Annotated in this window: 24 protein-coding genes; 7 read left to right on the forward strand and 17 right to left on the reverse strand. The window is 62.0% G+C overall.

The window, feature by feature from the left end:
* Positions 1-96: 96 nt before the first annotated feature.
* The 4 genes from HOP03_02120 to HOP03_02135 form a co-directional block, all read right to left on the reverse strand.
* Complete coding sequence (locus HOP03_02120; protein ID NOT86958.1) at positions 97-2,859, reverse strand: AAA family ATPase; 2,763 nt, start codon at positions 2,857-2,859, stop codon at positions 97-99.
* 16 nt (positions 2,860-2,875) lie between these two features.
* Positions 2,876-3,673, reverse strand: a complete 798-nt coding sequence (locus tag HOP03_02125) for a hypothetical protein (protein ID NOT86959.1) — start codon at positions 3,671-3,673, stop codon at positions 2,876-2,878.
* 101 nt (positions 3,674-3,774) lie between these two features.
* Positions 3,775-5,313, reverse strand: a complete 1,539-nt coding sequence (locus HOP03_02130) for an FAD-dependent oxidoreductase (GenBank protein NOT86960.1) — start codon at positions 5,311-5,313, stop codon at positions 3,775-3,777.
* 333 nt (positions 5,314-5,646) lie between these two features.
* Positions 5,647-6,393, reverse strand: coding sequence for a helix-turn-helix transcriptional regulator (locus HOP03_02135; protein NOT86961.1), 747 nt, complete (start codon positions 6,391-6,393; stop codon positions 5,647-5,649).
* 113 nt (positions 6,394-6,506) lie between these two features.
* On the opposite strand from HOP03_02135, the gene HOP03_02140 reads away from it, so the two are divergent.
* The 3 genes from HOP03_02140 to HOP03_02150 all read left to right on the forward strand — a co-directional run bounded on the left by HOP03_02140 (position 6,507) and on the right by HOP03_02150 (position 8,564).
* The gene (locus HOP03_02140; GenBank protein NOT86962.1) at positions 6,507-6,968 is read left to right on the forward strand and encodes a hypothetical protein; all 462 of its coding nucleotides are present in this window, start codon (positions 6,507-6,509) and stop codon (positions 6,966-6,968) included.
* Entirely contained in the window at positions 6,965-7,879 is a 915-nt protein-coding gene (locus tag HOP03_02145) for a DUF2145 domain-containing protein (protein NOT86963.1), read from the forward strand. Before HOP03_02140 ends, HOP03_02145 begins: the two co-directional genes overlap by 4 nt.
* A gap of 166 nt (positions 7,880-8,045) precedes the next feature.
* A complete protein-coding gene (locus HOP03_02150; protein ID NOT86964.1) occupies positions 8,046-8,564 on the forward strand; it encodes a hypothetical protein in 519 nt (172 codons plus the stop codon).
* Positions 8,565-8,699: 135 nt separating this feature from the next.
* On the opposite strand, the gene cysA is transcribed toward HOP03_02150, so the two are convergent.
* From cysA to HOP03_02200, 10 genes are all read right to left on the reverse strand, one after another.
* Complete coding sequence (gene cysA, locus HOP03_02155; protein NOT86965.1) at positions 8,700-9,749, reverse strand: sulfate ABC transporter ATP-binding protein; 1,050 nt, start codon at positions 9,747-9,749, stop codon at positions 8,700-8,702.
* Between the two features lies 1 nt (position 9,750).
* Complete coding sequence (gene cysW / locus HOP03_02160) at positions 9,751-10,644, reverse strand: sulfate ABC transporter permease subunit CysW (protein ID NOT86966.1); 894 nt, start codon at positions 10,642-10,644, stop codon at positions 9,751-9,753.
* Positions 10,586-11,419, reverse strand: a complete 834-nt coding sequence (cysT, locus tag HOP03_02165; protein ID NOT86967.1) for a sulfate ABC transporter permease subunit CysT — start codon at positions 11,417-11,419, stop codon at positions 10,586-10,588. Before cysT ends, cysW begins: the two co-directional genes overlap by 59 nt.
* A gap of 32 nt (positions 11,420-11,451) precedes the next feature.
* Positions 11,452-12,513: a sulfate ABC transporter substrate-binding protein gene (locus HOP03_02170; protein NOT86968.1), complete on the reverse strand. Its 1,062-nt coding sequence runs from the start codon at positions 12,511-12,513 to the stop codon at positions 11,452-11,454.
* 26 nt (positions 12,514-12,539) lie between these two features.
* Positions 12,540-13,985, reverse strand: a complete 1,446-nt coding sequence (locus HOP03_02175; GenBank protein NOT86969.1) for a porin — start codon at positions 13,983-13,985, stop codon at positions 12,540-12,542.
* Positions 13,986-14,054: 69 nt separating this feature from the next.
* Positions 14,055-14,258 (reverse strand): YezD family protein, encoded by a 204-nt coding sequence (locus tag HOP03_02180; protein ID NOT86970.1) that lies wholly within the window; start codon positions 14,256-14,258, stop codon positions 14,055-14,057.
* A gap of 12 nt (positions 14,259-14,270) precedes the next feature.
* On the reverse strand, positions 14,271-14,705 hold the full coding sequence (locus tag HOP03_02185) for an Rrf2 family transcriptional regulator (protein NOT86971.1): 435 nt from the start codon (positions 14,703-14,705) through the stop codon (positions 14,271-14,273).
* Between the two features lie 105 nt (positions 14,706-14,810).
* On the reverse strand, positions 14,811-15,080 hold the full coding sequence (yccX, locus tag HOP03_02190; GenBank protein NOT86972.1) for an acylphosphatase: 270 nt from the start codon (positions 15,078-15,080) through the stop codon (positions 14,811-14,813).
* A gap of 5 nt (positions 15,081-15,085) precedes the next feature.
* Positions 15,086-15,646, reverse strand: a complete 561-nt coding sequence (locus HOP03_02195; GenBank protein ID NOT86973.1) for a TlpA family protein disulfide reductase — start codon at positions 15,644-15,646, stop codon at positions 15,086-15,088.
* On the reverse strand, positions 15,643-16,923 hold the full coding sequence (locus tag HOP03_02200) for a YihY family inner membrane protein (protein NOT86974.1): 1,281 nt from the start codon (positions 16,921-16,923) through the stop codon (positions 15,643-15,645). The genes HOP03_02195 and HOP03_02200 overlap by 4 nt, the downstream gene beginning before the upstream one ends.
* A gap of 109 nt (positions 16,924-17,032) precedes the next feature.
* Between HOP03_02200 and wrbA the strand changes: the two genes are divergently transcribed.
* The 3 genes from wrbA to HOP03_02215 are packed head-to-tail and all read left to right on the forward strand — an operon-like array spanning position 17,033 to position 18,524.
* The gene (gene wrbA / locus HOP03_02205; GenBank protein ID NOT86975.1) at positions 17,033-17,623 is read left to right on the forward strand and encodes an NAD(P)H:quinone oxidoreductase; all 591 of its coding nucleotides are present in this window, start codon (positions 17,033-17,035) and stop codon (positions 17,621-17,623) included.
* Positions 17,624-17,633: 10 nt separating this feature from the next.
* Positions 17,634-17,987, forward strand: a complete 354-nt coding sequence (locus tag HOP03_02210; GenBank protein ID NOT86976.1) for a DUF2069 domain-containing protein — start codon at positions 17,634-17,636, stop codon at positions 17,985-17,987.
* Between the two features lie 48 nt (positions 17,988-18,035).
* The gene (locus tag HOP03_02215) at positions 18,036-18,524 is read left to right on the forward strand and encodes an asparaginase (GenBank protein NOT86977.1); all 489 of its coding nucleotides are present in this window, start codon (positions 18,036-18,038) and stop codon (positions 18,522-18,524) included.
* 95 nt (positions 18,525-18,619) lie between these two features.
* Here HOP03_02215 and HOP03_02220 read toward each other — a convergent pair whose 3' ends face one another.
* The 3 genes from HOP03_02220 to HOP03_02230 all read right to left on the reverse strand — a co-directional run bounded on the left by HOP03_02220 (position 18,620) and on the right by HOP03_02230 (position 24,253).
* Complete coding sequence (locus tag HOP03_02220; protein ID NOT86978.1) at positions 18,620-19,828, reverse strand: S8 family peptidase; 1,209 nt, start codon at positions 19,826-19,828, stop codon at positions 18,620-18,622.
* 686 nt (positions 19,829-20,514) lie between these two features.
* Complete coding sequence (locus tag HOP03_02225; protein ID NOT86979.1) at positions 20,515-21,285, reverse strand: PKD domain-containing protein; 771 nt, start codon at positions 21,283-21,285, stop codon at positions 20,515-20,517.
* 1,483 nt (positions 21,286-22,768) lie between these two features.
* Positions 22,769-24,253, reverse strand: a complete 1,485-nt coding sequence (locus HOP03_02230; protein ID NOT86980.1) for a S8 family peptidase — start codon at positions 24,251-24,253, stop codon at positions 22,769-22,771.
* Positions 24,254-24,575: 322 nt separating this feature from the next.
* Here HOP03_02230 and HOP03_02235 point away from each other — a divergent pair, with 322 nt between their 5' ends.
* On the forward strand, positions 24,576-24,746 hold the full coding sequence (locus HOP03_02235; GenBank protein NOT86981.1) for a hypothetical protein: 171 nt from the start codon (positions 24,576-24,578) through the stop codon (positions 24,744-24,746).
* Position 24,747 lies beyond the last annotated feature (1 nt).

The raw sequence follows: 24,747 nt of genomic DNA on the forward strand, positions 1-24,747 counted from the left end.
TCGATAGTGTGGCTGATGCGAAGCCGATTGTCTTATTCGATAGGCGGATACAAGATCCACCTTACGGGTTGATCTTTGAGGCTCTGTTATTTTCATCTATGGCTTGAATGAAAGTTCGTGCTGGGGATGCTCCCAAGACTCCTCGTTCTTGAACAAGACCAAGTGTTCTCTGCTCCACAGCAATTCTTGCTTCGGAATTGGCTGATTGATGGCGGAGAGCACCCTTACACCGAAAATATTGGAAGCGCTCGTGCCCTTGGCTTTCTCAAAGACTGATCCCTCCCTTTCTTGGTAAGCATCGCCCTCGCTCACACTTCTGGTTCTTTTTTGCGAGCTGGTTTTCCTTCTTTCCAGATAGGGGTCGATCTCGAAAGTGAAATCCGTCTTTTGGATCAACGCATGCCGCAAGGGCTCGGATCGCTTGTCGTCAAGCCGGTAACTTTCTTCACCTCCCCCTTGCATCAAGAAGGTCGTATGTGTGCTGATCACCGTAACTGCGCGCGCGCGCAAAGCAGCGAAAAATTGCGCCCAGAACAATGTGTATGCCTCGATCTCAGGGAATTGTAGATATATATTGTGCAGTCCATCGATCACCACACAACTGTAGGGCACTCCTTGAAGCTCTGCAGCATCGAGCTCCCATTCGACCCTGTTGAACAATTGATCGGCACGATAATTCCCGGGATACAAGTGAACGACTTTGATTTCCGGGCGTAGTTGGTGTTTCTTTATTCCATATTCTCGCCACCTGACTTCAAGCAACTTACTCAGTACGTTCCGATAATATCCACTCGGATAAAGAAACGAAATCACAAGGATTCTTTCTGGCCGATCAATACGGCGCCCAACATGGGTAAACAAGTCGCCACTTCGCAAACGCGACGGTTTGCCTGTTAGTTCAAACGAAGGCGATATTGCGATTTTGAGGGCAAGCGCAGCTTTTCCACCCGAACCCTCTCCGTTTAGGAAAATATTCGCGCCACTGAACAGGATCGGGGCATCCTCCTGCTGCTCGAACCCGCGATTCTGTTCGAAAGTGCTATACCTAGAGACGTAGATCTGCTCGTAGGAATACCGCGAAAGAGCAATCCCCATGGACGTTTTGCCAGCCCTCATGTCTGGAAGCGGCGTTTTCCACAACGCCTTGTGATCGAGCTGATAATTGATTTGCGGGGAGAAGCGGACCCCTTTGACGCCGGAAATCTGCAAACCATGAGCGCCGGCCGCGCATAGTTGGTGCCTAGCCTTCGAAATCGTGATCATCCTGTCGGGCTTACGCCCATATACGTCAACATTTTCAAGGCTCAACCTAATGGCCACATCTACCAGATAATCGAGCGCGGGCTGACCTTCCCAGTCCTCACCCGTCGTAATGATGACCAACGCCTTGGATTTTCGATACAGCGCGATTGCGCTACGCATCGCTTGGGCGAGCGGATGTTTTTCGTTATAGTCACTCGCCGACATAATCAAGTCGTGCACGCCATCAAGGACGATGATGGCGCGGCAGGTTTTGGGAATTCCATCGAGATCGATACCAGCGCTTTCATGCTGAGAAGCGAGCGCTTTGGTGATCGTTTCGAACGTCTCACTGACAGCATCCATATATCGATGACGGCCCTTTTTCTGGTCCTCGTCATCATCCAAGCGCTGTAGGTATAACCAATCCTCGCTTGGCGAGAAAGACAATTGCCGGATCTCGCTGGTGAGCAGCATCTTGGCTTTTTCCCTGAGATCGCGCTCGCCTTCTTCCGCTGTGATGAAGAGGGTCTTGACCCCGAAAGGCGCCAGCAAAGCGCCGAGCGAAAGCGCGACCGTGGTCTTACCCGTACCCGGGCCACCATGCAGAGCGACCACCAGACCACCCTCAGCAGAAAACTTTAGACCACCGCGGAACAGTGTATCGGCGCCGCGTATTGGGATTGGGAGGCCCCATAAAGCATTGACGATTTCGCCGAGTTCGGGCAATCGCTCCAATGCGGGAGGTAACGAGAAGCGATAAGGATCACCATTTCCTAAAGTCAGACCGTCACCGGCCTGCGACGGTACGCATGCGTTTGAAAGGAAGGACTCGGCGTCCGTGCGATTGTCGAAAGCCTGCCATAGCAGCCCTTGTGCCGACAGGAAGTGATTCAGCACGTCTTCGGCAGCGGAACGCGCCGCGAACGAACGCAACTGGACCGCATCGGATACACCGCGCACACGCAACGCCGCCTGGATATTGAAATGCGCACGTTCAATATCGGAAACCTCGAAAGATTGCCAATCGCCTTCGTGCGATGACGAATTGTTCGGAACGACACCGAAGGTCTCGAAAAGAAAATTCCTCAATGTTAGTAAGGCGTACGCCCGCGACCCCGGCATCTCCGGTATGGTCAGAAAATTGAAGGCCACACTCAAAGGCGAACGAATGCAGAACTCCGGCGCAGGCTTCTTCTCAACCGATGCGTCCCACATGCGGCCAAGGGCAGCTATATCGTCGAAAAGCGCCAATGAATGCTTGACGAGCTGAGAAATGCGTGTCGGCTTGTCTTGAACCCATTCAATAGGCTCCAGCGGCAATGCGCCTCGGTCATTCATCGCTTGGCGGATATCTTCAGGCAGCGCTTGTAGATCGTAAAGCGCATCCGTACGCAGAGAGTGCGCGTCGTCCAATGTCTTGAACAAGTGGCTATTGATACCATCGGGATAGACGGCGCACAACCAACTAAAATGACGATTGATTAGCGCATCCAATAGCAAAGCATCCGACACACCACCCGACACCGTACGTATGACTTCAGCCTGTGCTCGCATCACAGACTGCACGAGTGGACTGAAGACTTCGCCGTAGGGAGTGGGTGAACCATCCATGGTCATCAACCTTAATCTGAAATTATGCGGTCAGCTTCGTTCTACGAGTATCGGAGACAGATATAGGCCGAATCACTGGATCGTAGTTTCTTGAAGACTGAGCAATTTGCAGGCCGTAACTCACTTGACCCCGCCGGGCAGAAACATTCACCATCATTGGCCCAAGTGTATGGGAATTGTGCTCAGCGACGTTACTTGTGGTCGCAAGCATGAATCCACGCTCGGCAAGGAAAGTTTCTGCGGGAACTACCATGTAAATCGTTTCATTTGCTGCCGCTACGAAACCAGCCAACCGACCCGAATCAGTCATGACGGGAGCACCGATGCATTTTTTGATCCATTCAGGCTTGACCTCAAAGTCAAGTGTGACTTCGATGCCGCCATGAAAATAGCGGCGATCACGACCCGCCACCTGCACCGAGAATGATGCATGCACTGCACTCACCCGCCCCGGAAATAAATCCCGATCGCCGAACGGGAACAAAGGCACGCCGTACAATTTTACGACTCTTTCGTGCGCATCCAAAAGAGGCATAGCGAGGGCGCCAGAATCTAAATAATGCTTCTTATCGACAGGAAAAATATCAAGAACATTTGAAGCGGAGACATACCCTTCGATATCTTCGATATCACCGCTGAAGGAGATTCTTTCGTTCAGCATCCGGCCATCACCAATATCGCTGCGTTCTTGTGCAAATTGCGCGGCGATGACTGCACATAGGCCACGGCTTTGAGAGTAGACAAGAGTACTTATCCAGTTTTTCGTCCAATTCTCCATGTACAGAATCTGTCCGGCCGCAGCATCACTGATACTAGTCATGAATCCATTACCTCTGATTTGCTTTACTCAGGTTGAAATACTGTCTTCTCACGTTCTGATGATGCCGCAAGAAAATCTGTAAGTACTCGGAACGCTAAAATTTAGAAACGTCGTTCGTGAGCTGAGTGGATTTCCAAACGAATACCAAAAAGATCCGAGGGTATTGGCATAGCCTGCTTTTTAGCCGCACCAACGCTGCTCGATCTAGGTCTGGCGCGGTAATGCATATCCGCATTGTTTTCTGTATTCACTTCCAAAACCAGCTTGAAATTATCATGCATAAAATCATAGGCCGCCGGGAATCTGTTGCCGATGAAATCGGGCGATGCTAGGTCGCGCCTTGGGCAATCATCCGAATCGTCAAACCAATAGTCCGCACCAATACCCGCATCATCAAGTGGCAAAGTGTTCAGGGAGTTCTGATTGTCCTCCAGCGCTTTAACAGCCTCTTTAGGCACAATTAGCTTGCTCAAATCTCGGGCAGGGCCATGGCGAACAATCACATTTTCGCAGTGATCTAGCTTTTTTGCTCCACGAACAAGCGCAGGTCCGTCTTCAAATGTTCCGCACTCATAGCGAATAACGCCACGATCCATTGCATGAGCGAGCATGAATTTATGAATCGGGGCGCTATTTTTTGAAAAAGGGGACGCCCCCTTTCCTACAAGTGAAATCGTGGGGCTACCCTTCTTTTTCAATGAAGCCTCAAGCAGATCGAACACTAAAGGTATACGGGATTCATTTATGAGCCTCGGATAACCCGCCGAAAGCGAATCAGGACTGGATTCTCCTTGAAGTTCAAGCTCCAAGAGCTTGGCCTTTATGCCAGTACTTTCCAATAACCTAATGACCTGCAAACAGAGACGTCCGTTATCGAAATGACCATGCACTGCTCTAAGCGCGTCAATGATGCCGCCATCACCGGTACCACTAACAAACCCTTCCCAGGGCATTTCATGCGGCCTGTCCAATTCATCGTTGGCGCTCCAATAACTTTTGCTGTCGGCTCCCGAGATAGTGCCTTCTTCTCCAAATCCGACAGACAGAATTATCAAGTCGTGTACTTCATCAGTTTCTTTGCCGTTGATCTCAAGCCGCCATTTTTGTTTCTGCTGGTCACATGGAATCAATCCCGTGACCTTTGAATAAAACTTGGGCTCGTAGATGCGTTTTACCAAGACAGTGCGCCATTCATCACGGAGCCGCTTAATGATCTCGTCGCAATCGTCCGCATACCAGTCCAAAAACGGGAACTGAGTCGTCGGGCTTATCTTCGATTCCGGCCAGAAATTCGCCGTCGGATGCACGTAACGGTGACTGGCCAAGCTCTGGATACACAAAACATCCTGATAACGTTCATACAGATGAACCAAGCTTTTGCGAGCAGCCAGTGCGGCGGCAGCAGTGATTCCCGCAAGACCGCCTCCGACGACGGCCACTGTCTTAGCTTCGAGCTGTACCTTTTTTGAGTACTCAAGCGCCCAAATAGTGTTCAAAGCTCGGCGTTGCTGAGAGGCAAAATTCAACCGTCGCCCGAATGGACCGATCGCATACACGTTGGGATAGCCCTCAATTTTCGCAGCATTTATGTATGCTTGGGCGTCCCTCTCCCTGTCCCTGTCCTGATCTTGGCCTGCCATACCCCCTCCTTGAGTAGTTGCTAGTGTGGCACGCATTCGGAGGCACGAAAAGCGTGCCTGAAAACCAGAACACCGCCCACTGGGAGCAGTTCCAACAGCGCTGCATCGATCTGTGATGTATGGCAAAAAGCAGGGAGATGTTAAATTTTCGCTATGTATCGACTCAAGCGGTTCCTTCGCCAAGAGCTATAGCCGCCCCCCCCCCGGGACGGGCCTAAACCCATTCGGGAAAAGCTAATTAGGGCCGGTTATGGATGATTACTGATGCTTGGTTTTTGCCGCAGTAAGCAAGAACTGTAGGCTTTTGCTGGGTTGCCCTATGCAAAGCACCAATCAGACCTTGTCCAGCGCCCGCCGATACTGCTGAAACAACTGCAGCAACCAAGGCTTCTGCGCCAACACCAGACTCACACCAATGCGTTCCTTCGCAGTCAGCGTAGCGTCGCGGACCAGCAGCGCATCGAATTCGCGCACCACTTCTTCCAGCCGTTGACGCATCTGGCGGACGCCGTCGACGCTGAGGCTGCCGCTGAGCAGGAACAGGCCGTCCTGTTCGCCGTCGAAGGCGTCGGCGAAATAATCGGCGAGCAGGTGTTCGCGGAAATAGCGCTCCATCGGGCCGCCGCGACGCCAGCGGAAGTTGCGCGCGGTGAGCGCGCGGGCGCGGTTGCCGGGCATCAGTTCGATGATGCCCAGGCGGTCGAGCTTGATCAGCAGCGAGGTCCACTGCGGTTCGGTGAACGAGAACTGCGCCAGCACGTCCTGCTGGCGCCAGCGGTTGAGGCTGAGGAACAGCGCCAGCAGCAGCGCCGGTTCGGTGACCAGCGCTTTCTCCTGCGCTTCGCTCAGCTCGGCCATGGTTTCGCGACCGCGCGCGGATTCGGCGGCGAGCTCCGACAGCCCGACATCCAGCACGTCGCAGATCTGTTCCAGGCGCTGCAGGCTCATCGCGCGCAGCGAGAACATGCGCTTCACCGCCGCCTCGCTCATCTTCATGCGCGTGGCCAGTTCGCGATAGGTCAGGCCGTGGCCACGGAGCAGACGCTTGAGGGCATCGATCAATTCGACGGAAACGGCCATGGGTCTAGTTATTCGATACTGGTCAGCCCCGTTATCTACACTCGGTCGACGACGATTGCAACGCCTGCGGCTGGAGGTGTCTCTTCGACGCATCGCCGAACCGAGTCCGCGCCATGCCCGCTTCCATGCCTGCTTTCACGCCCGCCTCCACGCCGACCCGTCCGATGTTCCGCCTGGCTGCATGCGTTGTCGCGCTGGGTTGCCTGCTGGTACCGCCGGCCGATGCGCAATCCAACGCCTCGGCGCGGCAGTCGGAAGCGAGCCTGATGGCCTCGGTGGAAGTGCCCGTCGCCATCGTCGGCGCACTGGCGCAGGGCGGCAAATTCGTGGTCACCGGGGTCGCGGCCAGCGGCACAGCGGTGGCGGTGACAGTCTCCGTGGTGGGGCTCGGCGCCTCGTTCGTGGTCCATCTCAGCGCAGAAGCGGTGAAGTCGTTGGCGATCGCCACCGGCAGAACGCTCGAAGCCGTCGTCGTGAGCGGCGGCTGGCTGTTGATGGCTTCGGGCGAGGCGCTGTGTTTTGTCGCCGATGAAGCCGCCCGCCCGCACATCCACTCGCGGCAGCTGTCGTGGTGAAACACCGGATATCGAGGACGGAGCCCGCGCACTGCGCATCGCCGGAGCGCTGCGAGCGCAGGCGCAGCGCGCGGATCGCGGGCATCCTGCTGGTGCTGATGATCGCGGCGCTGACCGCGCTGCTGCTGGGCGTTGCGCGCCCTGCGCACGCGGGCACCGACTGCACGCCGAAAACCATGCCTCCCGAGCGCATCGCCGATTCCGCAGCGACCGCGCTGACCGTCGCCGCTGCGCTGGACGAGGCGGACGCGCCGGTGGCGCTGGTCTCGCGCGCCGGCACCGACCTGTCGAAACACGGCCTGCACTACAGCCATTCGGGGTTCGCGGTGCGCGACCATCCCGACGGTCGCTGGACGGTGGTGCATCTGCTCAACGACTGCAGCAGCGACGGCTCCGGCCTGTACACGCAGGGGCTGGTGAATTTCTTCGCCGACGACCTGGTGAGCCAGGACGCACGCATCACCTGGCTGCAGCCAGATGTCGCCGAACGTCTGTCGAAGCAACTGCTCGCACTGCCCGGCGATCCGCTGTACACCCCGCACTACAATCTGATCGCGCGGCCGGACAGCACGCGTTACCAGAACTCGACTTCATGGGTGCTCGAACACATCGCCGCAGCGATTCCGCCGCCGAAAGCGAACGTACGTACGCGGACACAGGCCTATCAGCTCGCATTGGGCCACGGGTTCCAGCCGGGCCGCATCCATATTCCCTACACCAAGCGGATCGTGGGCGGACTGTTCGCCGCGAATCTGGTCTTCACCGATCACTCGGTCGCGACGCGTCTGGGCAGCGACTATCCGGTGGTCACCGTGCGCTCGATCCTCGACTGGCTGCAGCGCAGCGACATCGCGATCCATGAACGCGAATGGCGACACGGCCGATCGATGGCGGTGCCGGGACCGGGCTAGCGCTATGCGTTCGCGCTCGCCGCCGGATCGTCAGGCCGTGGCCTTGGCACGACGGTAGCGCCGTTGGATGGGAGAGGCCCGGAGAGAAACGGGCCCTCCCTCGCCCGCATGCGCACCATCGTGGACGCGTGCTTGAGCGTGTCGCGTCACGATGGAGACTGCGCAGATGGCCGACTGGACCACACACTTCGAAACCCCGTCTTTCCGAGTGCAGACACTGTGCGCTCATCCACATCTGCAGATCCGGGTGCTGGTCCTCGGCGATCCGCAGCACTTCGTCGACGGCATCCGCACAGAGCATCGCACTGAAGTGCGATGCGACAATGCCCGCGGATTTCTGGCATTCCTGAGCGGACTGGTTGCCGACCGCACCGGCGCTGACTATCGCCCGCGCGCTAGCTGGGAAGAATCGTTGACCTACGGCGACACCATCGGAACGCAGATCCTCGAGTATCGCGAACTGGTCGAGGCGGATCCGGAAGGCGATTATGAAATCGCCTACAAGGGACGGATCACGGAAGCCACGGCTCCTCACGCGGTGCTGTCCGAGCACACGACGACATTCAAGATCAACCGGAGCGATCTGGTGGCGATCGCGAATGCGCTGATGCAAGCATTCAGGACGTGCTGCGCCCTGGAACTCGCGTTCCGCGACGATCCGCATCGACCGGAGCACAGGGCCTGAACACTCCGATGCGCCTCAGCCGGGTACAGAGCCCGCGCCGGCAGCGGGCCTTGCTGCAGCCGTGTCGCCATCGCGCCGCATTGATGAAGGAGCGTGCATGACGCTTCGCTTATGCACGCTGCGGCCCCACCCGCATCACCGTTCGCGCGGATAGAACATCGCGCGCGTCGGACGCAGCACCACATCATCGCCGACCGTTGGCGGCGTCGCATCCGTCGAATCGATCATGTCCCACTCGAAGGCCTTGGCACGGTCGCCGACCGCAAGTTCGATGGTGATCCTGTCGGCACGACGATGCGCGGCGAGTACGCGCGCGCGGATGCCGGCATGATCCTCGCCCCGCACGAGATCGTGAGGACGCAGTTGCGCAACGACCGGACCGTCGGCGACACCGGGCGCGGCGAACCGAACGGCGCCATCGTCGCTGACGAATGTCGATGCCTGCACGGTGCCATCGAGCGCATTGCTGCGGCCGATGAAATCGAACACGTATGCCGAAGCCGGCGCCTGATAGATCTGTTCGGGCGTACCGACCTGTTCGATCCTGCCGTCGCGCAGCAGCACCACGCGGTCGGCGAGTTCCAGCGCTTCTTCCTGGTCGTGGGTCACGAACAGCGTGGTCTGGCCGGTCTGTTCGTGCAATCTGCGCAGCCAGCGCCGCAGTTCGACGCGCACCTTGGCGTCGAGCGCGCCGAAAGGCTCGTCCAGCAGCAGCACGCTCGGATCGATCGCCAGCGCGCGAGCGAGCGCCACGCGCTGTTTCTGGCCACCCGACAGCTGTTCGGGATAACGACCACCGAGCTCGGGCAACTGGATCAACCCGAGCAGTTCGTCGACGCGGCGCGCGATCGTGGCCTTGTCGGGTCGGCGCGCGCGCGGGCGGCTGCGCAGACCGAAGGCGATGTTCTCCGCCACGGTCATGTGCTTGAACAGCGCGTAGTGCTGGAACACGAAGCCGACGTTGCGTTCGCGCAGGCTCAGGCGCGTGGCGTCGCGCTCGCCGAACAGCACGCGACCGCGATCCGGCGCCAGCAGGCCGGCGATGACCCGCAGCAGCGTGGTCTTGCCCGAGCCCGACGGCCCGAGCAGCGCGATCAGCTCGCCGGATGCGATATCCAGATCGACCGAGTCCAGCGCGCAAACGCCGTTGTAGCGTTTTTCGAGTCCACGGATCGTGAGCTCCATATCAGTGCTTCCTGTGCGATGACGCGAGCGCGTCGCCGTGACGCGCTTCCAGCCAGAACTTCACCACCAGCGTGATCAACGCCAACCCGGACAACAGCGACGCCGCAGCGAACGCTGCGGTGGTATCGAATTCGTTGTAGAGGATCTCGATATGCAGCGGCAGCGTATTGGTCAGCCCCCGGATATGACCGGACACCACCGACACCGCGCCGAATTCGCCCATCGCCCGCGCGCTGCACAGCAGCACGCCGTAGACCAGACCCCATTTGATGTTCGGCAAGGTCACCCGCGAAAACAGCGTCCAGGCGCCCGCGCCCAGCGACCGTGCGGCCAGTTCCTCGTCCGGCCCCTGTTGCTCCATCAGCGGGATGAGTTCGCGCACGACGAATGGAAAGGTGATGAACAGCGTCGCCAGCACGATACCCGGCCGCGCGAACAGGATCTTGATGTCGAGCGCTTCGAGCACCGATGCGAACCAGCCGTGCGACCCGAACAGCAGCACCAGGCACAGGCCCGCGACCACCGGCGATACCGCAAACGGCAGATCGATCAGCGACAGCAGCGCGCGTTTGCCGCGGAACTCGAAGCGCGCGAGCGCCCATGCAGTCAGAGTGCCGAAGATCGCATTGATCGGCAGCACGATGGCGACCGTAAACAGCGTCAACGACAGCGCCGCAACCGCGTCGGGTTCGCTCAACGCCGCCCACCACGCGCGAAACCCGTCGCCGAACGCCGCTGAGAGCACCATCAACAGCGGCAGCAGCACCAGCAGCGCCATCGCACCCACCGCCAGCAGGATCAGGATCCAGCGCACCAACAGCGGCTCGCGGATCGGATCATCGTTCATGACGCCTCCCCTTCCTGCGCTCGTGCGCGAACAGCAGCGGAATCGCATTGATCGCCAGCAGGCACAGGAACGACGCGACCAGCAGCAGCGCGGCCAGCACGACCGCGGCGTTGTAGTCGTTTTCCTCCAGGCGGATCGTGATCAGCAGCGGCGCGATCTCGGTCCTGTACGGCAGATTGCCGGCGATGAAGATCACCGAGCCGTACTCGCCCAGCCCGCGCGCGAATGCCAGCGAGAAGCCGGTCAGCAGGCCCGGCAACAGCTCCGGAAAGATCACCCGGCGCAGCGCGGTGAGCCGCGACGCGCCGAGCGAAGCGGCGGCTTCTTCCTGTTCGCGCCCCAGGCTTTCCAGCAGCGGCTGCACGGTGCGCACGGCGAAAGGCAGACCGATGAAGATCAATGCCAGCACGATCCCGATCGGGGTATAGGCGATCTTCAATCCGAGCGGCTCGATCCAACGCCCGATCCAACCGTGGCTGGAATAGATCGCGGTCAGCGCGATGCCCGCGACGGCGGTCGGCAGCGCGAACGGCAGATCGACCAGCGCATCGAGCAGACGACGCCCCGGGAAGCGATAGCGCACGAGCACCCACGCCACCAGAACGCCGACCATCGATGCAACGATCGCTGCCGCCAGCGCCGCTGCGAAGCTCAACTCCAGCGCGGCCTGCACGCGCGGGTCGCGCAGCGCGCGCAGCCAACCCTCGGCGCCCAATCCGACCGCACGGAGGCTCAGCGCCAGCAGCGGCAGCATGACCACCAGACTCAACCAGGACAGCCCGAGCCCGAGGCTCAGACCGAACCCCGGCAACGGATGGCGCATGCGCGGAACGCGTGCGATGTCGACGACTGCGCTCACTTGCCGGGCTGATAGATGCGATCGAAGAAACCGCCGTCGGCGAAGTGTTCCGCCTGCGCTTTCTTCCAACCGCCGAACGCGCTGTCGATGGTCACCTGCGGCAGGCCGGGAAAACGCGCGAGATCGGCAGGTGGCACCTTGCCGGGCTCGGAAGGCCGGTAGAAATGCTTCGCGGCCAGATGCTGTCCTTCCTCGCTGTAGAGAAAGCGCAGATAGGCTTCCGCCTGCTTGCGGGTGCCGTGCTTGGCGACGTTCTTGTCGACCCAGGCGACCGGCGGCTCGGCCTTGATGCTGATGCTGGGCACCACGATCTCGAACTTGCTGCGCGTATCACCCTGGTTGAGCGTCAGCAGGGCTTCGTTTTCCCACGCGATCAGCGCATCGCCGATGCCGCGTTCGACGAAGGTGGTGGTGGCGCCGCGCGCGCCGGTATCGAGCACCGGCACGTTCTTGAACAGGCGGGACATGAAGCCCACGACCTTGTCGCCGTCGCGATATTCCTTCGACGCCCAGGCCCATGCGGCCAGATAATTCCAGCGCGCCCCGCCGGAGGTTTTCGGATTGGGTGTGATCACCGCGACGCCCGGCTTGGCGAGATCGCCCCAGTCGCGGATCTTCTTCGGATTGCCCTTGCGCACCAGGAACACGATGGTCGAGGTGTAGGGCGAGCTGTTGTGCGGCAGGCGCGTCTGCCAGTTCGCGGGCAGCAGCTTCGCGTTCTGCGCGATGGCGTCGATATCGACGGCGACGGCGAGCGTCACCACATCGGCTTCCAGGCCATCGACCACCGATCGCGCCTGCTTGCCGGAGCCGCCGTGCGACGCGCGGATCTTCAGGGTTTCGCCGGTCTGTTGTTTCCACTGCGCGGCGAAGCGTTCGTTGACGTCCGCATAGAATTCGCGGGTCGGGTCGTAGGACACGTTGAGGAACTCGGTGTCGGCGCTCTTCGCGGTCGTCGGCGACAGCGCGGCGGCGGACAGCGCCACGCCGAGCAGCAGGGCCTTGATGGAGAATGTTTTGATGGAAGGCGTCCTGATGGAGCGCGTCTTGATGGACATGGTCATGAATGCATCCTCACGAAACGTCAGAAAGAGAATTGGGCGCGGGTGAAGATCGACTTCTCGTCTTCGCGATCGGCACCGGCGGCAGCGCCGCCTTCGAACGTGGTCTGCGTGTAGTTCGTCACCAGTTTGAAGTTGCTGTTCAAATACCAGTTCAGGCCGACGGTCCAGGCCTTGGCGGAACGTGCCGACGTGGCGATGTTGGCGAAGCGCGGGAACGCATCGTCGTCGATGTCCAGTTCGCCGATCCGGCCGACCAGCTCGAACGCGCCCCAGCCTGCACCACCCGACGTAAAGGGATGGTTAGGCTTGGCGACCCCGCGATAGCTGGCGTCCTCGCCGGTCAGCACGACGCTGGCGGTGACCTGGTAGGCGTCGCTTTCGAGATGATCGCGGCGGCCGTTGTTGACGCCACTGGTCACCCGGACTTCATGTTCCGAAGTGATGTACTCGGCAAGCACGCCGTAGCGTCCGCGATAGAAATAGCCCTGCGGCGAGAACCGGCGATGCAGGCCGTCGGCGGTCACGTTGGTGTTGTAGGCGAAGAACTGGGTCTGCGCCGGCGTGCGGTAGCGCGGCAGGAAATTGTTGCCGGCGCCGAAACTCTCGCCGACGCTGGCGGCGACACCGACGCCCAATCCGGACAGCGCGTTCGCCGAATTCTTGAACGGTTCCCAGAACAGACGGCCGGCGTAATCGAATTCATTGTCGGGATTGGTGGTCGCGGCATCGCGTCCGTCGGGTGCGCCGTTGTAGACGCCGACGACGTAGCTGAGGCGGCTGCTGAACAATTCGCCCTGCAGCTGCACGCCGAGGTCGCGGTTCGGCGCCAGTTCGGTCGGGAACCCGCGCTCCACCAGCGCGATCGCGCCGCCGGATTGCAGCCGCTCCAGACCCACCAGGCCTTTGACCTTGCCGATGCGCAGCGTCGCGCGCGGATCGAATTTCAGATCGACGTAGGCATCGACGATGGTGGCGCTGTCGCCTGCGAATTCCGGGGTGAGGCGGAATCCGATCAATGGTCCCCAAGTGCCTTCGAGCGTCGGGCGGATGCGGCGGAACAGGAAGGTGTCGTTCTGCGGCACGAGGTCGTCGCCGATGAACACCCGGCTGTCGGCCTGGACCAGTCCGCGCACCTTGAGTTCGAGTCCATCCGGCGATTTCACCGACAGTCCCTTCGCAGGCGCGAGCGACACGATCGGATCCTTCGCGGCCTTCGCTGCGGCGTCTTCGGCCTGCAGTTCGAGCTTGCGTTCGATCACGCGCAGGCGCTGATCGAGATCGTTCAGACCGCTCGCATCTTCCGTGTCGTCGCCGGTCACGCCGAGACGCGCTTCCAGCGCCTTCAGTCGCGTTGTCAGGTCTTCGACGGTGAGGGGTTGTTCGGCATGCGCGAACGGTGCGGCCATCGTCAGTGCAAAGGCCAGCGGCAGGATGCGTGCAGCGGCACGCGATGGATATCGGGGCATCGTCGACTCCGTGAGGGTTGACGCGCGTCCGGCGGTCCGGTCTGCGCTGGAAAAAATGGAAGAACGCGATCAGCGTTCGTTGAACCTGAATTTCTGGCTGCGGGTGATCTGCACGATACGGGTGTTGTGGACCACCACTTCGATTTCACCGTAGGCGATATCGCGAAGCGCGGCGATCACCGCGCGTTCGTGCTCGCTCAACGGCGCGTTCACCGGCGGAATGCCGGCGATATTCTGCGTCTGCGGTGGCGTGTCTTCTTCCCTCTCCTTCATTGGAAACCTCCATCAGTGCGGGACGGTGGGTGGGGTGTCGGCGATGGCGAAGTCGCGGAGGCTGCGGGCATCCAGCACCTGCGACAGCGCGTCGCGCGATTCGCGCATCAGCGCGCGCAGCGCGCAGGCATCGGGGTTCGGGCAATCGCGACACGGCTTGTAGTCGGTGACGCTCGCGCAGCGCACCGGCGCCAGCGGCCCGTCGATCGCGCGGATCAGGTCGCCGATCATGATTTCCTCGGGCGGTAGCGCCAGCATGTGACCGCCGCGTTGCCCACGCCGGCTTTCGACGAAACCTGCGGTGCGCAGGTCGACCAGGATCGTCTCCAGGAACTTGCCCGGCGCACGGCAGCGGACGGCCAGTTCATGCGCCTGCAGGCGCTGCTCGCCCGAACGGGCGAGCTCGCTCATCGCGCGCAATGCGTACTTGGCTTTCATGGTCAGCATGTGCGGCCGGCAATTCCTACTCAACGTGTAGGGATTGTTGCCACGCCCGTGTCGCCCGGTCTAATGCCCGGCCGTCATGAGGTCATAGCCAAGCCGACCAGCGCTTCAGCCGACCGCGAACCCCTGCAGTTCGGGAATCGGGTCGACGCCCTCACGCACCACCGCATCCACCCGCGCCAGCGGCGGACCGTGCTGCAGCCATTCGGCGAGTCGTTCGATGGCTGCGGCATCGCCGACCGCGAGCACTTCGACGCGGCCATCGGCCAGGTTGCGGGCATGGCCGCACAGCTCCAGCGCATTCGCCTGCGCACGCGTGTACGCACGGAACGCGACGCCCTGCACGCGCCCGCTGACGAGGAAACGGGCGGCTGCCATCGCGATCAGCCCGCGGTCTTGCCGTCGACGACGGCGGCGAGATCTGCTTTCGTCACCGGACCCATGAATTCCTTCGCGATCCTGCCGTCGGGCGCGATGATGTAAGTCATCGGCAGGCCTCGCGGGGTCGGGAAATCGGCGGGCGGGTCGTAGGTGTCGATGAGTGCGATCGGATACTTCACCGGGCGCTGCTTGAGGAATGCGCGCATCTCGTCGATGGCGATTTCTTCGTAGGCCAGACCGATCACGTCGACATCCTTGCGCTCGGCGTCGAAGGCATCGAGTTCCGGCATTTCCTTGATGCACGGCGCGCACCACGTCGCCCAGAAATTCACCACCACCCAGCCGCCGCGCTTCGAGGCGAGGTCGTACTGCGCGCCGTCGAGGGTGGCGATCTTCAGCGTAGGCGTATCGGTTGCGCGCGCTTCGGATTCGGCTGCGGTCGGCGCGGTCGTTTCGGCTGTTGTTTCCGCCTCCGGCGCTGCCGGCGCTGCGACCGGCGCTTCGGGTTTGCATGCCATCAATGCGAGCAACGCGCACGACAGCAGGCTGATCTTGACATTCATTCGTGATCCTTTCGGTAGATCGATGCGACCGGCTTGCGCAGCAGATCGCGCAGCGGAAGACGCAGTTCATCGAGCGCGGCGATGGCGGCATCGCCTAGCGCGTCGTCGCGTGCGGGCAGCCAGGCCTCGGCGGTGGGAATGCGCAGATGGCAGGCTTCGTACAGTTCGCCGAGACTCAGATCCTCCAGGTCGCGCGCCAGCAGCCACTCGCCGGATTCGGCGCGGCTGAGCAATCCGATCGCGCTCAGCTGCTGCAGCATCTGCTGCACCATCGCGTCGGTGAGCATCGGCTCGAGCAGGCGGATGTCGTCGAGATGCAGGCCCTTGCCGCGCCTGCGGTATTCGTCGAAGCGCCCGAGCAGGCGCAGCAGGCCGTAGAACTCGTAGCCCCACGGCAGGCGCTGCGACGCGGGCTGATAGCGGAACGCGGACAGCGACGATGCCAGCGATGCGCCGAGCAACACCGATACCCAGCTGAAATAGACCCAGCCGAGGAAGATCGGAATCAATGCGAGCGTGCCGTAGATTTTCTCGTAGGTGCCGAAACTGCCCAGGTACGAGCCGGCCGCGATCTTCACGATTTCGATCATGATCACCGCGAACAACGCGCCCAGCGCGGCGTACCGCCAGTGGATCGTGCGATGCGGTACCACCCGGTAGATCACCACCAGCGCGACGTATTCGATCACCGTGGGCGTGAACCGCAGCAGCCAGTGTTCGAGCCACTGCCCGGGCTGCGTCTGGAAGATCGCCAGCGCGAAGAAGCGTGCCGAAATGGCGAGGCTGGCGGCGGCGAGCAGCGCGCCGAAGGTCATCACCGTCCAATACACCATCAACCGGCCGAACTTGGGTCGCGAGGTGGGCACGCGCCAGATCTGGTTGAACGTGGCCTCGATGCTGGTCAGGGTGATCAGCAGCGACACCACCAGCACGATCACGCCGACCGCGGTGAGTTTGCCGGCATTCTTCGAGAATTCGAGCAGGTGCGTCTCGACCGCACGCGCCGAGGACGGCACGAAATTGGAGAAGACGTAGGTGCTGAGCTGCGCGCTCCATTCCTCGTAGACCGGGAACGCCGAAAGCACGCCGAACACGACCATGCTCAGCGGCACGATCGCGAACGCGGTGGTGAACGACAGCGCGCCGGCCGCCTGGAACAGGCGGTCGTCGAGGAAGCGCTTCCACAGGAAGCGGAAGAAGGTACCGGCGCGCGCGCGGTCCCATGCCAGGGAGCGCGCGCGTTCGAACCAGCGCTCGAAAGTGTTCTGCGGAGCCATCCGCCAAGGTTAACAGGCGCGGCCCGTCGTCGACGCCATCCGCATGCCCGGTCGAGACAGCCCGATGCGCTTGCCGTACCCTTCGGGCATCGTTCGTCCGGGAATTCCCATGACCGAAATACTGGTCCTCTATTACAGCCGAGGCGGCTCGGTGGCCCGCCTCGCCCGACAGATCGCGCGCGGCATCGGCGAGATCGACGGTGTTTCCGCCCGCCTGCGCACGGTCCCGCCGGTCGCGCCGGTCACCGTGGAAGCCGCGCCGCCCGAACCCGAGGACGGCGCGCCCTACGTCGAGAAGAGCGATCTGTCGGAATGCGCCGGATTGATCCTCGGCAGCCCGACCCGGTTCGGCAACATGGCCGCGCCGATGAAGCACTTCATCGACACCCTCGGCGCGGAATGGGCCAGCGGCACGCTGGTCGGCAAACCCGCAGCGGTGTTCACCTCGACCGCGAGCATGCACGGCGGCCAGGAGTCGACGCTGCTGTCGATGCTGGTGCCGCTGCTGCACCACGGCTGCGTGATCGCCGGCATTCCGTTCACCGAGCCGCTGCTCAGCAGCACGCGCAGCGGCGGCACGCCCTACGGCGCCAGCCATGTCGCCGGCGCGAAGGACGACCCCCAGCTCACCGACGATGAAGCGGTACTGGCGCGCGCGCTGGGCCGCCGGATCGCCGCGCTTGCAGTGAAACTGGCGTGAGGAGGCCATCATGAACATCACCGATCGCGGTACGCGGACCGATCGCATCGTCCTGGTCTCCGCGCTGCTGGGCCTGACCGCGCTGTACGCGCTGTGGTACCACGCCGACAAGGACCGCATCGCCGCACTGCTGGTGTTCGCGCTGCCGCCGCTGCTGCTCGGCATCGGCGTGCTGGTCCGCCGCGCCACCGCACGGTTCTGGGCCGGCGTCTTCGCGCTGTGCTGGTTTTCGCACGGGGTGATGGTCGCGTGGGCGCATGCCGACGAGCGTGTCTTCGCGCTGGTCGAGATCGCACTGTCGCTGACGATCGTATTCAGCTCGAACGCGCCCGGCCTGCGCGCGAAGTTCGGCAGGAAAACATGACCCCGCCACCCGGCCTATAATTTCGCAACTCCAGCCACCGGCCTGCCCATGGACCAGCTTCTCATCGTCACCACTGGCGGCACGATCGACAAGATCTACTTCGACGACAAGTCCGACTATCAGATCGGCGATCCGCAGATCGGACGCATCCTCGAAGAGCTCGGCGTCGCTTTCCGCTTCAGCGTGATCCCGATCCTCCGCAAGGACTCGCTGCACATCACCGCCGAAGATCGCGACCTGCTGCGCGCGACCATCGCCGCGCAAGCCGCGCGCCACGTGCTGGTGACCCACGGCACCGACACCATGGTCGACACCGCGAAAGTCCTCAGCACGATCGCCGACAAGACCATCGTGTTGACCGGCGCGCTGAATCCCGCGCGCTTCCGTGGTTCGGACGCCGAATTCAACATCGGCACCGCGGTCGGCGCGGTGCAGTCGCTGCCTGCGGGCGTGTACATCGCGATGAACGGCCGGATCTGGGATCCGCTGAAGGTGCGCAAGAACGTCTCGGCGAACCGGTTCGAAGCGGCGGGCTGACACGATCGCAACGCGTCTCCACGGATTCGTCGACTGAAAGAAACCCCGGCCGACGCCGGGGTTTCCACAACACACGCCTGTCGATCCGCAGCGCGTTACCTGATCGCCGGAACCTTGATCGGAGCGGTGTACGTACCGTATTCCCCGCCCGTGGGCAGCACGTAGAGCAGCTTGTTGGGCGAACCCGTGCCGGGGCCGATGACCTTGTTCGGTGTCGAATTGGTGAGCAGGCGTGCCGTCACCTCCGCTGGCGTCGCGGCCGGATACCTGCCCAGGATCAACGCGGCCATGCCCGCCACGTGCGGCGACGCCATGGACGTGCCGCTGAGCGCGACGAGTGCCGTATCGCTGCTGTTCCACGCGGACACGATGTTGCCGCCCGGCGCGAAGATGTCGACGCAAGTGCCGTAGTTCGAGAAGCTCGAACGCGCATCGTTGATATCGGTGGAAGCGACCGTGATCGCCGATGGCGCTCGCGCCGGCGAGAAATTGCAGGCATCGCTGGCGTTGTTGCCCGCCGCAACGACCACCGTGACACCGGCGGCGGTAAGGTTGGCGACAGCGGTATCCACCGAAACGATGGCGCCACCTCCCAGACTCATGTTGGCCACGGCAGGCTTGATATGGTTGGCGCGCACCCAGTCCAGGCCAGCGATGACGCCGGACCACGTGCCGGAGCCGTTGCAACCGAGCACGCGCACCGGATGCACGGTCGCCGCGCGGGCGATGCCGGTGAAACCACCCGCCATGGTGCCTGCCACATGCGTGCCGTGACCGTGGCAGTCGTTGGTACCGTTGCCATCGGCGATCGCGCTGAAACCGTTGCTCACCCGCGACGGCGGCGCGCCGGTCCACCCGTTGAACTGCGCATGCGTGGGCCGGATGCCGGTGTCGACGACATAAGCGTGGACGCCATTGGCGATGAAGAAGAAGGTGTACCAGGTATCGAGCGGCAACGAACGCTGGTCGACGCGATCCAGTCCCCAGCTCGGCGGCTGCTGGTACGCGGGATTCATCGTGACGATACCGTCTTCCTCGACATACTCGACGCGGGGATCGGCCAACAATCCGGCGAGCGCCGCGTCGTCGGCATTGACCACGAATCCACGCAGCGCGTTCTCGTAGGTATGCGTCACCTTGGCGCCATGGGTCCTGCCCATGTCTTGCGCCACGGAGGACACGCGCAGGGTCGGGCCGATTTCGCTGGCGAGACGTGCGGACTGCTTTTTCAGTACGACGATGTATTGCCCGTCGATCGGTTTGCTGTTGGTGCGGAAGTCGGCAGCGGAGGCGGTCGAAGGCATCGCAGCGATGAGCAACGATGCGGCGATCGCGCCGGACAACAGAGAGATATGCGTTTTCATTTTTTCAATCGTTCCTTATATTGAAGTGTCGATGAAACATCTCTGGGGAAGCGCACCGGCAACCGCCGGCGCGCGATATGCGGATCGCGCACGATTCCCAAACAAGAACAATTCGCGACGACCCCGCCCCTGGGCCGACGGACTTGAGAACATCGAAGCCCTTGATCCGCGGGCGCACGCTAGGTGGTGCTCCATGACAAACACAAGCTGCAGCGCAGCGATTCATTGCACCTCCCGGATCGTCGATATCCATCGACGTCCGCTTTCGAAACCGGCGGCGCGCGCCGATCGCCGCCGTTGACCTCGCCGTCGGCGCTGTATTCGAACGCAATGCACTTGCTCCGCGTGAGAAAAATCACGTTTTCATGATTTTTTTACGTGGCATGTCGATGCACACGTGTCCTTTTCGCAACGGAAGATCCGATGGCGGACGTCCATGCAGACATTGTTTTTTCGGCCATCGCGCGGCATCGATGCCGCCATGCAGCATGGTTTTGCGCGGACATGATCTCTGCTCCGCATGTGGCGTGCCACGGCCCGGTCGCGATGCCTGAAACGACAACGCCTCCCGATGGCTCGGGAGGCGTTGCGTCGTAACCGGCAACGATTGCCGCTTCAATGCCGGATCAGAACGTGATGCTCCAGCTGTTGATGTAACCCACATCGCCGCCGGCATTGTCGTTCACGCGCAGATTCCAGGTGCCGTTCCGGACTTCGGTGGACAGGTTCACGCTGAAGGTCTGGACGATATTGTCGGCGCTGCCGCCGGTGCGGTTGTGCAGCACATAGACGCTGCCGTCCGGCGCGACCAGATCGACTTTCAGATCGCCCTTGTAGGTGTGGACGATGTTCACCGCGACCGGCGTGGCCGCCGGGGCATTGCCGGTGCGGCCGGAGACGACGATCGGGCTGTTGACGGTGGCGTTGTCGGTGATCGGGACATCGGTGAGGTTGGTGTAGGTTTGCACGCCCGAACTTCCGACCGTCACCGTCTTGCTGACGCTGTTGCTGGCGCCGCCGTTGTCGGTCGCAGTCAAGGTCACCGTGTACGTGCCCGACGCCGCATAGGTGCGCGACGGATTGGCGAGCGTCGACGTGGTGCCGTCGCCGAAGTTCCAACTGCGCGCCGCGATGGTGCCGTCGCTGTCGGTCGAGGTATCGGTGAAGCTGGCGGTCAGACCGGTGGTGGTGGACGTGAAATTGGCGACCGGCGCCGCGTTGCCGCCACCGCCGCCCGAGGTCTTGGCCGCTTCTCCAAGAAACGCCAGCCCGAGCCGCGCGAACTTCGCGCTGTTCACCGCCGAGTTGCCCATGTTGGCGAGCGTGTCGTTGGCGGTGTGGATGTACGGGTTGTACGACGAACCCGACGTGCCGCCGGTGCCGGCTTCGAAGAACATCGCCGAGGGATAGCCCGCGCTGGTCCACGAGGCGTGATCGGAACAGCCATAACCGCAGGTGTAGGTGCCGCGGGTCAGGCCGAGCGGCGCCAGGTAGGTGTCGAACAGATTGGTCAGGAAGGTCTTCATGTCGACGTTGGAGTAGTCGGAAACCAGACGCATGTCGGCCGCCGTACCCGTACGGTAGTTGGTCATGTCGAGCTGCAATACCGCGACCACGTTCGCGGCAGCGGTCTTGTGCGCCTGGGCGATCGCATTGGAACCGCGCAGACCGACTTCTTCGGCCGCATAGCCCATGAACTTCACGGTGCGCTTGGGCTTCCAGCCGCTGGCCATCGCGATGCGCAGGGTTTCGGTCAGCGTCGCGATGCCCGATGCATCATCGTCCGCACCCGGTGCGACCTGGGTCGTGCTGCCGCCCGCGCTGCCGTTGATCGAATCCAGATGCGCGCCGAGCACCACGATCTCGTTCGGCAGCTCGTTGCCGCGGATGGTCAGGATCACCGACGGCTGGGTCGAACAGGTGCTGCACGCGAACAGTTCGCTGGTCACGTCGGTGCGGCTGCCGGCCAGGCCCTGCCAGGTCGTGCGGATCCACTCCGCCGAGGTCCTGCCGGTGGTGCTGGTGTAGTAGCGGTTCTGGTAGGCCGACAGGGTGCCGATGGTGTTCTGGATATTGGTGCTCACCACCTGCGACAGCCACGGATTGACCGTGGCCTGATTGTCGATGGTGTACGTCGCGAGCAGCGCGCGGCTGTTGATCGCCTGTGCGGAGCGGTCCGAGCGGACGAACGCATCGGCTTCCGCGCGTGTCGCGAACGCGAAGAAACCGCCACAGCGGTTTTCGCGCTGGTGGATGCGCTCGGCGATCTCGCTGAGCATGTATGCCTTGATCTCCGAAACGACCAGCGCGGTACCCGCGGTGTCGGCTTTCGCCACCGTATTGCTGACCAGGTCGGGCATGCCGTCGTAACTCTTTCTCGACATCACGATATGGACCGGCGCGAATGGATCCTGCTCCAGACGCAAAGACGCCAACGCGGCGTCGGCGTGTTCCTGCGCGTGCCGGCTGTCGCCGGATTGCGCGAAAACCGGCGCTGCGAACATGCAGGCACCGGCGAAGACCGCGAACAGACTGCTTCCGTATTTCATTGCCTCTCTCCATTGAATGACCGCCTGCGATTCCGTGGCGGATCGTGTCGTTCGCCGTACCCGCGGACAGCCCGCAATCACGGCTCGTTTTGTTGCCCTTGAAAAAAATGCCGCTCGTCGATCGGGCGGGCGCTCGCCGAGCCGGACGTCCACCCTGCCCCAGGATCGACGCCCGTTACGCGCGCCCGCCTCCGCTTTTACCCTATGCGAGCGAGGACATGCGTGCTGCAGCAGTACCACTGCACCGTTTTCGCGACGCTCGTCACGGCCAAAAGAGAAACCCCGGCGAGTGCCGGGGCTTCTCGGTAGCGTCGGCATCTCTACCGGAAAATCAGAACGTGACGCTCCAGCTGTTGATGTAACCCACGTCGCCACCGGCATTGTCGTTCACGCGCAGGTTCCACGTGCCGTTCAACGCTTCGGAGGACAGATTGACCGTATAGGTCTGCACGATGTTGTCGGCACTGCCACCGGCGCGGTTGTGCAGCACGTAGATGCTGCCGTCCGGCGCGACCAGATCGACCTTCAGGTCACCGATATAGGTATGCACGATATTGACCGCCACCGGCGTGGTGGCCGAGCCGTTGCCGGTGCGGCCGGACACGGTGATCGGGCTGTTCACGGTGATGTTGTCGCTGATCGTGTAATCGGCGGTGTTGGTGTAGGTGGTGCCGGTCGGCGGGGTGACGGTACCGCCGAGCGAATACAGCAGGCGGTTCGGCGAACCGGTGCCGGGGCTGGTGACCTTGTTCGGCGTCGACGAACCGGTCAATGCGGCAGTGACCTGGGCCGGCGTTGCGCTGGGGTTGCTCGCCAGATACAGCGCGGCGGCGCCGGCCACGTGCGGCGACGCCATCGACGTGCCGCTGATGGTGTTGGTCGCGGTGGTGCTGGTGTACCAGGCCGATGTGATCGACGAACCCGGCGCGAAGATATCCAGGCAGGTGCCGAAGCTGGAGAACGACGAGCGCGCATCGGTATTGGTAGTGGAGCCGACGGTGATCGCCGAAGGCGCGCGCGCAGGCGAGTAGTTGCAGGCGTTGTCGTTGCTGTTGCCGGCGGCGACCACCACGGTGACACCGGCAGCGGTCATGCGCGCGACGGCGTCGTCGGTGGCCTGCGATGCGCCACCGCCCAGACTCATGTTGGCGACCGCAGGCAGGACGCGGTTGGCGGCAACCCAATCCATGCCGGAAATGACGCCGGCATTGGTGCCGGAGCCGGTGCAACCGAGCACCCGCACCGGATGGATGGTCACGCCCTTGGCGACGCCGTAGGTGGTGCCGCCGACGGTGCCGGCGACGTGGGTGCCGTGGCCATTGCAGTCGTTGGCATTGCCGCCGGAGGTAACGGCATCGAAGCCGTTGCCGACGCGACCGCTGAACTGGCTATGGGCCAGCAGCACGCCGGTATCGATGATGTAGGCATGCACGCCGGCGGCAGTGGTGTTGTAGGTGTAGCTGCCGCTCAGCGGCAGATTGCGCTGATCGATGCGATCGATGCCCCAGGTCGCACCGGTCTGGGTGGCGTTGATCGACACGTAGCCGTTTTCTTCGACGTAGGCGACGTTCGGATCGGCGAGCAGGCCGGCGAGCGCAGCATCGTCGGCTTCGGCGACGAAACCGCGGAGCGCATGTTCGAAACTCTGTTTGACGCGCGCGCGATGGCGCGTGGCCATGTCATTGGCGACGATCGACACGCGAGCGGCGCTGCTGCGCTCACCGGCGAGGCTGGCCGTGCCGTCTTTCAACACGACGATGTACTGACCGGGTACGGGCTTCCTCGCGGTCTTCAGCTCGGCGGAAAACGCCGGCATGGCCGCAAGAACGAGGGATGCGCCGATAGCGGCGGACAACACTGAGATTCGACGATTCACGATTACTCCTTTCGATGGTGGTGAGGACAGGCGATGCGGGATGGGACGCGTCGGAACGGACGAGCGATGCGCAGGATGCGGATCACAACGCGCAAACCCGCCGGACGCCGATGGCGTCGTTGCACGAGTTCGACGATCGGCGCCTCGACCATGTTCCGTAGTCGATGCCGGTGCGGTGCCCCGGAACCGCCGACGAAACGTATGCGAGTTCGACGGCCCGATCAAGCGGCATTGCAACATCCGCGCATCATCGGGAGGCACCATGAAAAACATGCGGATACGTTCGCATGCGTATCCAGTTTTCCGCATCGAGACCTCGCTTGCCGGAAAGATTCCGCAATTGGCAAGGTCGCCGAAAACACTCTTGAAATCCGCACTTTTCGTCGTCGCCCTGCGCGAACCCACTCGCGCGAATCCTGATGCGCTCCGCTGAC

This window comes from Lysobacter sp. (assembly GCA_013141175.1).
Taxonomy (GTDB): Bacteria; Pseudomonadota; Gammaproteobacteria; order Xanthomonadales; family Xanthomonadaceae; genus Lysobacter_I.